At 50.9% G+C, this 10934-nt stretch carries 10 protein-coding genes and 1 pseudogene; 6 read left to right on the forward strand and 5 right to left on the reverse strand.

The features are described from left to right. Window positions 1–1452 carry an ATP-dependent protease ATPase subunit HslU gene (hslU, locus tag IKQ95_02920; GenBank protein ID MBR4195647.1) on the forward strand — a complete coding sequence of 484 codons (1452 nt, stop codon included), beginning with the start codon at window positions 1–3 and terminating at the stop codon, window positions 1450–1452. Window positions 1453–1468: 16 nt separating this feature from the next. Next, the gene (codY, locus tag IKQ95_02925) at window positions 1469–2260 is read left to right on the forward strand and encodes a GTP-sensing pleiotropic transcriptional regulator CodY (GenBank protein MBR4195648.1); all 792 of its coding nucleotides are present in this window, start codon (window positions 1469–1471) and stop codon (window positions 2258–2260) included. A 119-nt stretch (window positions 2261–2379) separates the two neighbouring features. On the opposite strand, the gene IKQ95_02930 is transcribed toward codY, so the two are convergent. From IKQ95_02930 to def, 4 genes are all read right to left on the reverse strand, one after another. Beyond that, complete coding sequence (locus IKQ95_02930) at window positions 2380–4557, reverse strand: HAMP domain-containing protein (GenBank protein MBR4195649.1); 2178 nt, start codon at window positions 4555–4557, stop codon at window positions 2380–2382. 73 nt (window positions 4558–4630) lie between these two features. Then, entirely contained in the window at window positions 4631–5197 is a 567-nt protein-coding gene (locus IKQ95_02935; GenBank protein ID MBR4195650.1) for an NUDIX hydrolase, read from the reverse strand. Between the two features lie 56 nt (window positions 5198–5253). Next, a complete protein-coding gene (locus tag IKQ95_02940; protein ID MBR4195651.1) occupies window positions 5254–6153 on the reverse strand; it encodes a methionyl-tRNA formyltransferase in 900 nt (299 codons plus the stop codon). Further along, window positions 6154–6666 carry a peptide deformylase gene (def, locus tag IKQ95_02945; GenBank protein MBR4195652.1) on the reverse strand — a complete coding sequence of 171 codons (513 nt, stop codon included), beginning with the start codon at window positions 6664–6666 and terminating at the stop codon, window positions 6154–6156. A gap of 142 nt (window positions 6667–6808) precedes the next feature. On the opposite strand from def, the gene IKQ95_02950 reads away from it, so the two are divergent. Genes IKQ95_02950 through IKQ95_02965 form a run of 4 tightly spaced genes read left to right on the forward strand, consistent with a single transcriptional unit; the run spans window position 6809 to window position 10712 of the window. Beyond that, a complete protein-coding gene (locus IKQ95_02950; protein MBR4195653.1) occupies window positions 6809–7282 on the forward strand; it encodes a CtsR family transcriptional regulator in 474 nt (157 codons plus the stop codon). 1 nt (window position 7283) lies between these two features. Continuing rightward, the gene (locus tag IKQ95_02955; GenBank protein ID MBR4195654.1) at window positions 7284–9746 is read left to right on the forward strand and encodes an ATP-dependent Clp protease ATP-binding subunit; all 2463 of its coding nucleotides are present in this window, start codon (window positions 7284–7286) and stop codon (window positions 9744–9746) included. Then, a complete protein-coding gene (locus IKQ95_02960) occupies window positions 9731–10396 on the forward strand; it encodes an AzlC family ABC transporter permease (GenBank protein ID MBR4195655.1) in 666 nt (221 codons plus the stop codon). The genes IKQ95_02955 and IKQ95_02960 overlap by 16 nt, the downstream gene beginning before the upstream one ends. After that, window positions 10389–10712 carry an AzlD domain-containing protein gene (locus tag IKQ95_02965; GenBank protein ID MBR4195656.1) on the forward strand — a complete coding sequence of 108 codons (324 nt, stop codon included), beginning with the start codon at window positions 10389–10391 and terminating at the stop codon, window positions 10710–10712. The genes IKQ95_02960 and IKQ95_02965 overlap by 8 nt, the downstream gene beginning before the upstream one ends. A gap of 80 nt (window positions 10713–10792) precedes the next feature. On the opposite strand, the pseudogene IKQ95_02970 reads toward IKQ95_02965, so the two are convergent. Continuing rightward, window positions 10793–10934: pseudogene (locus tag IKQ95_02970) on the reverse strand (transposase).

Here is a 10934-nt window from a genome sequence, read left to right on the forward strand (position 1 = left end):
ATGACAACAGAAATCACAACAGAGAAAAAGACCCTCAATCCGGAATTAACTCCGGCGAAAATCATCGAACACCTTAACCGCTACATAGTCGGCCAGGACAAAGCAAAACGCTCCGTAGCAATCGCTCTCCGTAACAGAATCAGGCGGCGCGCCCTTCCTCCCGAAATGGCTCACGAGATTATGCCCAAGAATATTCTGATGGTAGGGCCTACGGGAGTCGGGAAAACTGAAATCGCCCGCAGGCTTGCTACCCTGTCAAAAGCTCCGTTCGTGAAAGTAGAGGCCACGAAATTCACGGAAGTCGGCTACGTAGGCAGGGACGTTGAGACTATCATACGCGATCTCACAGAGTTTGCGGTCTCAATGGTACGCAAGCGAATGATTGAGGGAGTGCAGAAGCCCGCGCTTGAGAAGGCAGAGCAGAGACTTCTTGACGCAATGCTCCCGAAGCCTGAGCGGAAATTCTCAATGCCCGACTTCATGAAGGCTTTTTCCGGCAAAGATGACGACGACAACAGCAACAAGGAAGAAGACCCCTCAGAGGCCGCCCTCGAACAGGAGAAGAACGAGAGAACCCGCAAAAGATTCCTCAAGATGATGAGGGAAGGAAAACTTGACGACCGCGAAGTAGAGATAGAAATCAACGACAGCACATCGCCGATTTCAGTCTTTGGCGCACCCGGAGTCGATATTATGGGCATGGGCATAAATATCAACGAAATGTTAGGCGGGATTATGCCCAAGAAGACAAAAAAACGCAGCATGAAGGTGAAAGAGGCACTCAGAATCCTTCAGCAGGAGGAAGCAGAGAAGCTCATTGACACCGAGGCCATGTCAAAAGAAGCGTTAGACCTGGCGCAGGAAGATGGGATAGTGTTTCTTGACGAGATCGACAAAGTTGTCGTGAAGGGAGGATCATCACACGGCCCGGACGTTAGCCGCGAGGGAGTACAGCGGGACTTGCTGCCCATCGTTGAAGGCTCTGTGGTTCAGACACGCTACGGCCCCGTGAGGACGGATCATATACTGTTCATTGCCGCCGGAGCTTTCAGCGGGGTGAAGCCGTCAGACCTTATCCCCGAATTGCAGGGGCGATTCCCGATTCGCGTTGAGCTTGAGCCGCTGACAATCGAGAACTTACAGCGGATACTGACTGAGCCGGAGAACAGTTTGATTCGACAGTACGAGGCGTTAATATCGACAGAAGGCACAGAGCTGACTTTCACGGACGAGGCGACTCAGGAAATCGCAAAACTTGCCCACAAAATGAACTCCGAAATGGAAGACATCGGAGCGCGCCGGCTTCATACCATGATGGAGCAATTGCTAGAGGAAATCAGCTTCAGCGTCTCAGACATGGCCGAGGAGAAAATCGAAATCACAGGCGAAATGGTGAAGGAAAAACTTTCGTCCCTTGTCGAAAACCGCGACATACGCCGCTACCTGCTGTAGGAGGAGTGATTCAGAAATGGTTGACGCGCTGAATGAGCTTCTGAAGAAAACGCGCAGGGTTGGCCGTGCGTTTCAGGCGAAAAGGGAGGGCGAGCCGCTGAATTATTATCACCTCGCCGAAATGCTGTCGGAGTTTTCCACCGCAAATGTGTATATTGTCGACAAGTCCGGGCATCTCTTGGGTTATCACTGGCTGCCCGATTACACGTCAAAAGCACTGTCGGAAAGTTTCCGTGACGGAGTAATGCCGGATGAGTTTGTCGTGAGAATGAACCGCTGCCGGGACTCTGAGATTCACGACGAGGACGCGCCATTGTTCGATGATGATTACGAGGGAGAGAAGCCCGAAAAGCATTTGATGTATGTCCCTGTTATCGGGGCTGGTGCTGAGAGGCTCGGAACGATAATGCTTGTGCGGGAAAAATCGCCGTTCCATGTTGAAGACATACTGCTTGCCGAATATCTCGGAATGCTGGCGGGAATTGAAATCCTCAACGAGCGCGCCAAAGTCTTGGAGGAGACAGCAAGAAGCCGGCTTAGTGTGCAGATGGCTATGCGGGCTTTGTCGTATTCGGAGCTTGAGAGCATGAAGCATATCATAGCCGAACTGCGCGGGCCGGAAGGTGTTGCGATTGCGTCAAGAGTCGCTGACAGAGTCGGGGTAACGAGAAGCGTTATCGTGAACGCACTGCGGAAACTTGAGAGTGCCGGATTGATTGAGAGCAGGAGTCTTGGCATGAAGGGGACGTACATAAAGATTCTGAGTCCGTTCCTGCTTGAGTATCTCGACAGGCCGAAAGGTGATTGACGCTGACTGAGAATTAAGAGACCGGGAGAATAATTCCCGGCCTTTTTTGTCTCTTCACACACACAAAAAAACAGGCGGGGGAAAATTTCTCCCTCACCTGCTGTAACTGTCCCTGAAGTTTACGCTTTCTTCTTGGCTGGCGCAGCTGCCTTCGCGGGAAGTGCCTTGCGTGATGAGCTGCTCTTCTTTGTGGCTCCCTCATCCTCAATGTGGAACTGTGAAAGGGCTTCCGTAATGCTCTCAACAAGACCGGTCTGATCAACTGCTCCCGTTGCGGCCCTCTCTGCGATTAATGCGGTCTCGTCCATGTCATTCTTGATGCTTTCGAGGTTCTCAAGAATTTCTGTCGTGGCCTTCGTTACGTTGTCGATTCCGGCGGCTATCTCACGGCTTGAGGCGGCCTGCTCCTGTGCGACTGCGGCGATGTTCTGTATACGGTCATTCGCTTTGTCGATCTGCCCGATTGCCTCGGCGAGTGAATCCTGCGCCCCGTTTGCTTTCTCGGTCGTCTCGTCAAGCAAAACTGCTGTCTCATCGCTTGATGTCTTTGTCTCTCTCACACTGAGCTGTAATGACTCAATCAGCCCCCGGACATTCTCAGCGGCGCGGCTTGAGTCCTCAGCAAGTTTTCTGACTGACTCGGCGACAACCGCGAATCCTCTTCCGGCCTCACCTGCTCTTGCGGCCTCGATTGCGGCGTTCAGTGCAAGAAGGTTAGTCTGATCTGCTATTGACGTAATTTCGCCGATGAACTCGGAAATCTTGTTGGAGTTTTCGACAAGCTCCTGCAATTTTTCTCCGCTTTCTTTCGTCTTCTTCTGGAGGATTACGATGTTTGCGATTGCCTCTTTAACCGTGTCGACCGCATTCCCTGTTACCGTTGTCATGTTGGAGATGAACTCGGCGCAGTCTGTCGCTGCCTGTGCGCTTGTCATTGAGGCGGCTGACATTTCCTCTGTTCCTGCATTGGACTCCTGGAGCGATGACGCGTTGCCCTCCATGAGCTTGACGACATTGGCGACATTGGAGCGCACGTTGTTGGCATACTCGGTGTTCTTTGTCGCGTCTTCCTTCATGTTTGCTGAAGTTTCGTGGCTCTGAATTGCGAGTCCGCGAATGTCCCCGATTGCGGTGCTGAGTGAGGCGAACATTTCCGACAGAGCATCGCCCAGATTGCCGAGTTCGTCTTTGCCCTCGTAGCGGAAATCAGCGCGGGTAATTGCCATTTCTCCGTTGCTGGCTTCCTTGCAGAGTTCAACAACACGCCCAAGAGGAGTCGAGATTGATTTTGCGATATACAGCGCGATACCAATGCCCAATATGATAGCGACAGCCGCCAGTGAGATAACAAGCGTCATTGTGCTTCCGAGCGAGTCATTAACGCCCTGCGACAAGCTGACTATTCTGCTTGTGCCTGCGTCCGTTATCTTGTTTGTTATGTTCACGAGGTTGAGTCCGTCACCAAGCAAAGTCGCGAACATTGGTTCAGTCTGCGTAAAGGAGTTGAGAACATCATTAAAGCCGTTTTTCAGCGTTGTGAATGTCCCGCGCCCGGCCGTCATAAGGTCTCTGATCTCCTTCATCGTTGAGCTTTCGTAGAATCTGTTGTACTGGTTCTCGCCGTTCACAAGCTGCTGCACGATGTCATTCATCATTTTTGCGTCCCTTGTGTCGAGTGCGACCGCGTAATTTCTCGCTGTTACTGCAAACGCTGTAGTGAGAGCTTCGGCCTGCCTTATGCGGTTGATGTATGTCTCCATGCTCGTGCCTTCAAGATTTGTCTTGAGCTGGCTGAGTGTTACTTGGTACTGCATATCTACAACGCTCGTAAGAAGGTCTATCATCTTGTCGATTTCCTTGTTGAGTGTGTTGGAGACCGTGCGCTTTGTGCGAATCATCTGATATACCTTGTTTGCTGTGGAGTTGGCGTTGCGTAAAATCCGCTCCATTTCCGGAAGGTTTTCAGACAAAGTTACGAGTGAGGAATCCTGCGCGTACATCTGCTTCCCGCTGTCTATGAGCGTCTGAAGCCCGGACAAGAAATTCTGTAGCCTGTCTATGTCTTCATCGCTTTCTGAGAACTTCAAATCCCTGACACATGCCCGTATCCAGCTTATCTGGTTGGTGAGCTTGACTGCAAGTGTTACTGTAGTGTCAACAACCTTCTGAAGGTAGGCAACATCCGACTGAACTGCTGAAATGCTCGTCCATGAGAAGAAGACAGCAACGCCGAAAAGCGCAAGGACAATCCCGAATCCTATTGTGAGCTTGCCCGTGATCTTGAAATTGTTTAACATGAAAATTTTTCTCTCCTGTAGTGAAATTTTTTGTGATATGAAAACGGATACCCTTTAGCGCGACATGAAAGCGTTATCCTTCAGGGGCAATCCCCTCCTTAGCCATGAGCCACGAGAGAGCCGCAAAAGTCTTCGAGTCCCGTATTTTTCCCTCACGTATCATTTTCGGCACGTCAGACAGCTTCACTTCACTGACTGAAACATTTTCGTCCTCATCCTGCGGAAGCGATGACCGTTCGAGTCCCTCAGCAAGATACAGCGTGAAAATCTCCGTGCAGAATCCCGGCGAGGCGTAAAACTCCCCTATTCGGTGAAGCTCAGAGGCTTTGACGTTCAGCTCCTCTTGCATTTCGCGTTCGGCGGCCTGGGCTGGATTCTCTCCCGGCTCAATGAGTCCCGCGCAAATTTCGAGGGTCTCCTCATGCACGGCGTAACGGTACTGCCTCACAAGAAGGACTGTTTTCCTGTCGGTGAACGCTATCATTCCTACGGCGGGTTTGTGTTCGACAACTTCCCGCGAGGCGTGATGCCCTGAAGGTGTCAGAACCTCATCGCAGCGGACGCTCAATATTTTCCCGTCAAAGATTCGGTTCTCTTTAACGCAGACTTCTTCAATGCTGGATTTTTTTCCCTGCGGCATAAGAACACCTGCCCTTTTCTGTTTGCTGTGAATTTCCGTAATTATAGCGCATATCCTCAAACTTTACACAATTTGAGCCGGAGTCCTGCTGACCATTCGCGCCCGGTCATTTTCCTTTTTCCCTCGCTCTGTACCTCGCACAATTCAACGCCGAAATCAGCGCACATCACAACGGGATTGCCCTCCGTTTTCACGACATGGCCGCATTCCCCCGAAATATCACGCCTCACGCAGGCACGCCAGATTTTGACCCTCTTCCCGCCGATGACAGCATAAGCACCGCCGGACATGTCAAGAGCGCGGACAGTGTTCACGAACTTCAACGCCGAGTCCGTGAATGACAGCGCAAATTCTGACTTCTCTAATTTCGGGGCGTATGTCGCTTTCGAGTCATCCTGCGGGGAAAATGTCATCTCACCTTTCAGAGCCTCGCACGCAATCTCACTCCCAATTTCAGCAAGCCTCGTGTAAAGGTCTGACGCATTCTCGGACGGGTCAATGTCAATTTCTGACTGAGCTAGAATTTTCCCTGCGTCCATTCCCGCCGACAGCCTGAACACCGTAACGCCCGTATGAGTCCTCCCGTCAAGCAATGCCCGCTGAACAGGTGCCGCCCCGCGGTATTCCGGCAATAATGACGGGTGAATGTTCAGGCACATGCGCGACAAAAACGGCTCGCGTATAATCTGCCCAAAGTCCACCACAAATATAATGTCAGGATTCTCAGCCTCCAACGCGGAAATTAATTCGTGATTCTCGGTGAGCTTCCCTGTTCTTGTTACTGTGAGTCCGAGATTGCCCGCTGTGATTTCGACAGGGGAAGGATTTTCGCGGCTGTTCCTGCCTGAACGAGTCGGATTTCCCGTGATGATTCTGGTGAAAGTGAGTCCCCTCCGCGTGAGTCCCTCAAGACATAGCGAGGCAAATTGCCCCGTGCCTGTGTACCATATATTCACCTAGAAATGCCCCCCGGTATGTTTGGCGGCCTTCTTCTTGATGGCGTTGCGCTTTAGGTTCGACAGGTAATCAATGAAAAGTTTTCCCGACAAGTGATCCATTTCGTGAAGGAATGCCCGCGCCGTGTAGCCCTCGCCCTCAAATGTTACTGTCTCCCCGTTAAGGTCATTGGACTCGATTTTCACCCACTGAGGCCGGACGATGTTGGCATAAATTCCCGGAAAACTGAGACAGCCTTCTTCACCTTCCTGAATGCCTTTCTGATCTATGACTCTGGGATTGATTAGCACGTAGCTTTTTCCGTCATATTCGACAACGGCAATTTTCTTGAGGACTCCGACTTGAGGCGCGGCGAGTCCGACTCCGTCATGAACACGCATTGACGAGAACAAAACTTTAACGAAGTCCGCTAATCCCTCGTCAAAAACTGTAACAGGCTCTGAAATTTTCTTCAGCACGGGATCAGGGTACTTCCTTATTTCTAGGATGCCCGATGATGATTCAGATGTCAAATTTTTTCACGCTCCCTTGAATTTTATGCCGACAATTTTATGTGATTAGGGCTAATAGTCAATTTGCGCGGTTGATTATGATTGACCTATCAAATATAATGCGGCTCGTAAAAATTCCATTGACACAAAGCAGGTGATTCAGTTGCAGAATTTATCACACGACATAGAGACATACATACTAGGCTTGCTTGAGGACGAGGACGAAAATTTTATCAGTCTCAGGCGCAAAGAGCTTGCCGAAATGTTTGAGTGCGTTCCGAGTCAGATAAATTACGTTCTCCGCAGCAGGTTCACGCCGGAGCAGGGCTATCTGACAGAGAGCAGGAGGGGTGAGCATGGCTACATAAAAATCTTCAGGATAACCTGCGAGAAGACAAGCGAAAAACTCAGGCACATCAACGAAATTATAGGCAATGAGATAACGTACAGGGGAGCGCGGAAATTATTGGCGACATTGCAGGACAGGGGAATGATTACGGGGCGGGAGCGTCTGATTATCGAGGTGGCATTGAAATATATCACCGACTCCGGCCATGACGAAGACACACAAGAGACTGCATACCTTCTCAAAAACATGCTGGGCGGTCTCATGAAAGCACAGGGAGGACAAATATAACATGTGGCAGTTCTACACGGAGAGGGCGAAAAGGGTCATACAGTTAGCACATCAGGAAGCGTCAAATATGGGTCATTCTATGGTTGAGCCTGAGCACCTGCTCATAGGGCTACTCAGCGAGGGAGGCGGGACAGCCTGCCAGGCACTTGAAGAATTAGGGGTGAATACGGAAAATCTTGCTGACCATATCCGCGAGCTTATCGGGAAATCTCATGACATCCTCGCAAAGCCCGTTGACCTTCCCATGAGTCAGAGAATGAAGCGTGCGCTAGAGCTGGCCATGATTGAGGCGCGGAAAATGGGCGTGAATTATGTTGACACAGAACACATACTGCTTGGGATTCTCGCTGACGACTCCGGGCTTGCGGTTCAGCAGTTCAGGGTGATGGGCCTTACTCCGTCGACAGTATCGAAACAGGTTGCGGAAATTCTTGCTGACGGTGCCGGGAAGCAGATTGCCTCGTCAAATGTCGACTCAAAATCCAAGAGGAAAGCCAAAGTTAAGACTCCGACTCTTGACCATCTCGGCACAGATTTGACCGAACGCGCCAAAAACGGCGAGCTTGACCCCGTTATAGGCCGTGAGAAAGAAATAAAGCGCGTCATGCAGGTTTTGTGCCGCCGTACGAAAAGCAATCCCGTACTCATCGGCGACCCGGGAGTCGGAAAAACAGCAATAGTTGAGGGACTCGCAAGACAGATAGCTTCAGGGACAGTCCCGGAGCCTTTGAGAGAGAAAAGAATCGTACAGCTCAATATGGGAACGCTTGTAGCCGGGACGAAATATCGCGGAGAATTTGAAGAGAGACTCCGCCGAATCGTGAAGGAATTAACCGACAGCAAGGGGGATGTTATTCTTTTTGTTGACGAGGTACACACAATAATCGGCGCGGGGAATGCTGAAGGCTCAACGGACGCGGCAAATATCCTCAAGCCTGAGCTATCTCGCGGGGCGTTTCAGCTCATCGGGGCTACTACGCAGGACGAGTACCGCAAATACGTGGAGAAAGACGCGGCATTAGAGCGGAGATTCCAGCCTGTGCAGGTTGACGAACCTCCTGTTGATGACGCTGTGAAAATCCTTCAGGGCCTCAAAGACAGGTACGAGAATCACCATCATGTAACCTACACTGAGGACGCAATAAACGCGGCGGCGAAACTGTCATCGCGCTACATTCAGGACAGATTTTTGCCGGACAAGGGTATAGATCTCATTGATGAGGCCGGAGCAAGAACGCGGCTTCTTGGGCTTGAGCCTCCTGAATATGTGAGGGAAATTGAGCGGAGACTCGCAGACGTTCAGCACCAGAAAGAAGAGGCCGTATTGTCGGAGCAGTACGAGCTTGCTACAGACTTGCGCGACAAGGAGCGGAGAATATCGGACGAACTCGACTCAGCCCGCCAGGAATGGCACAGGACTCAGCGCAGCGAGAAATACCAAATCACAGAGGAAGACATCGCCGCAGTTGTGGCAGAACAGACTGGGATTCCAGTGAAGCAATTGACGGAGGCCGAAACGACTCGCCTTCTCAAAATGGAGGAAGAAATTTCCCGGCGGCTAATCGGACAGGATGAGGCAGTCAGCGCGGTATCACGTGCGATTCGCAGAGCGCGTACAGGACTCAGGGATCCCCGGCGGCCTATAGGGTCATTTCTCTTCATGGGTCCTACTGGAGTCGGAAAAACCGAGTTAGCCCGGTGCCTTGCGCGGTTTTTGTTCGGGCGTGATGACGCTATGATTCGTATTGACATGAGCGAGTTTATGGAGCGTCATGAAGTCTCGAAACTTGTCGGCGCGCCTCCCGGCTATGTCGGCCATGAATCCGGCGGGAAATTGACCGAGATGGTCAGGAGAAAACCTTACAGCGTGATTTTGTTTGACGAAATCGAGAAGGCTCACCCGGAAATCTTCAACATATTGCTTCAGGTTCTTGATGACGGGAAATTGACAGACGGCCAGGGCAGAAAGGTAGACTTCCGAAACACCGTAATCATAATGACAAGCAATGTCGGAGCGAAAGAAGCGCAGAAGGGAAACTCATTAGGCTTTGGGATGAGCGCGGAGTCTCAGACGGAAAGAGACTGGGAGCGCACAAAGTCAATCATACTTGAGGAAGCAAACCGAACATTCCGGCCTGAGTTCCTCAACCGTATTGATGAGATGGCTGTCTTCCGTCCGCTGTCGCGTGATAACCTTCTGAAGATTGTTGACACTATGCTTGATGATTTGTCGCTGAGGCTCGACACAAAGGGAGTCAAAATCAGCGTGGCCAATGATGTAAAAGCCAAGATTCTGGAGAAGGGATACAAACCGAAATACGGGGCGCGTCCGTTACGCAGGGCGATACAGTCAATGTTAGAGGATAAATTATCGGACTTCATGCTTTCGGGGAAACTTCCTGAAGGCAACCCTACAATCAGCGTAAACCTCAAAGGCGAGGAGCTGACATGCGAGCTTGTGTGATACGCCGGGCATTTCATGACACGCTCCCGGTGATGGCCGGCTATATAGTGCTGGGAATGGGATTCGGAATCCTCCTCAGCGCAAAAGGCTACGGGGTATTGTGGGCTGTAGTCATGGGCATAATGATTTACTCCGGTACAATGCAGTTTGCCGCGGCGGAAATGTTCGCTGCGGGGACGGGGCTGGCTGAGACGGCAATAACGGCGTTCATGATGGGCGCGAGGCATATATTCTACGGCCTCACGATGTCGGAAAAGTACAGGAACATTCACGGCCTGAAGAAAGCCTACATGATTTTCGCCCTGACTGATGAAACGTATTCGCTTGTCTGTGAGTCAGATGATGAGGATTACTGCTTCTGGGTCTCATTGCTGGATCATTCATACTGGCTAACGGGCGGTGTAATCGGCACATTAATCGGGGAGATTCTTCCGTTTGACTCGCGTGGGATAGATTTCGTGCTGACCGCGTTATTCGTGAGCATATGCACGGAGCAATGGCTTGACGCGGAGAATCATATTCCGGCGATTATCGGGTTCGTGTCAAGCGTTGTATGCCTTGTGATATTCGGGGCGGGGAATTTCCTGATTCCGGCCATGATAATTATTGCGGTTATGCTTATTGCGCTTAGGGGGAAAATTGATGTTTGATGTTCACGCGGGATATATCGTGATAATTTCGGGGGCTGTTACGGCATTTCTGCGGTTCCTGCCGTTTTGGGCGTTCGGGAAAAAGAGGCCGGGATTCATTCTGTATCTTGGCCGTGTACTTCCTCCTGCTGTGATGGCTATGCTTTCGGTGTACTGCCTGAGAGGGACGGAGATTTTCACAGGGGCGCACGGAATCCCGGAAGCTGTAGCGTGTATTGCGGTTGTGATTCTTCACGTGTGGAAGCGTAATACCCTCCTGAGCATTACGGCAGGGACGGTAATATACATGTTCATGATACAGGCTGTATTTTCGTGAAATGGAGTCCCCGCCGGAATATGATGGGGATTTTTCACTCATCAATTCAGTATCTTTATTTTTGACAACCGCAATTTGTACGATACGTATTTCAAACTGTTCCGAACAAGATGAACTATGCACAGCTGAATGTCCGATTTGGGGAACACCCCTTTTATCGCATCTGGAAATCCTGTTAGGCCGTCCACGCAGAACACAAATACGTCTTTTACTCCTCTGTTG

Source organism: Synergistaceae bacterium (assembly GCA_017540085.1).
Lineage (GTDB): Bacteria > Synergistota > Synergistia > Synergistales > Aminobacteriaceae > JAFUXM01.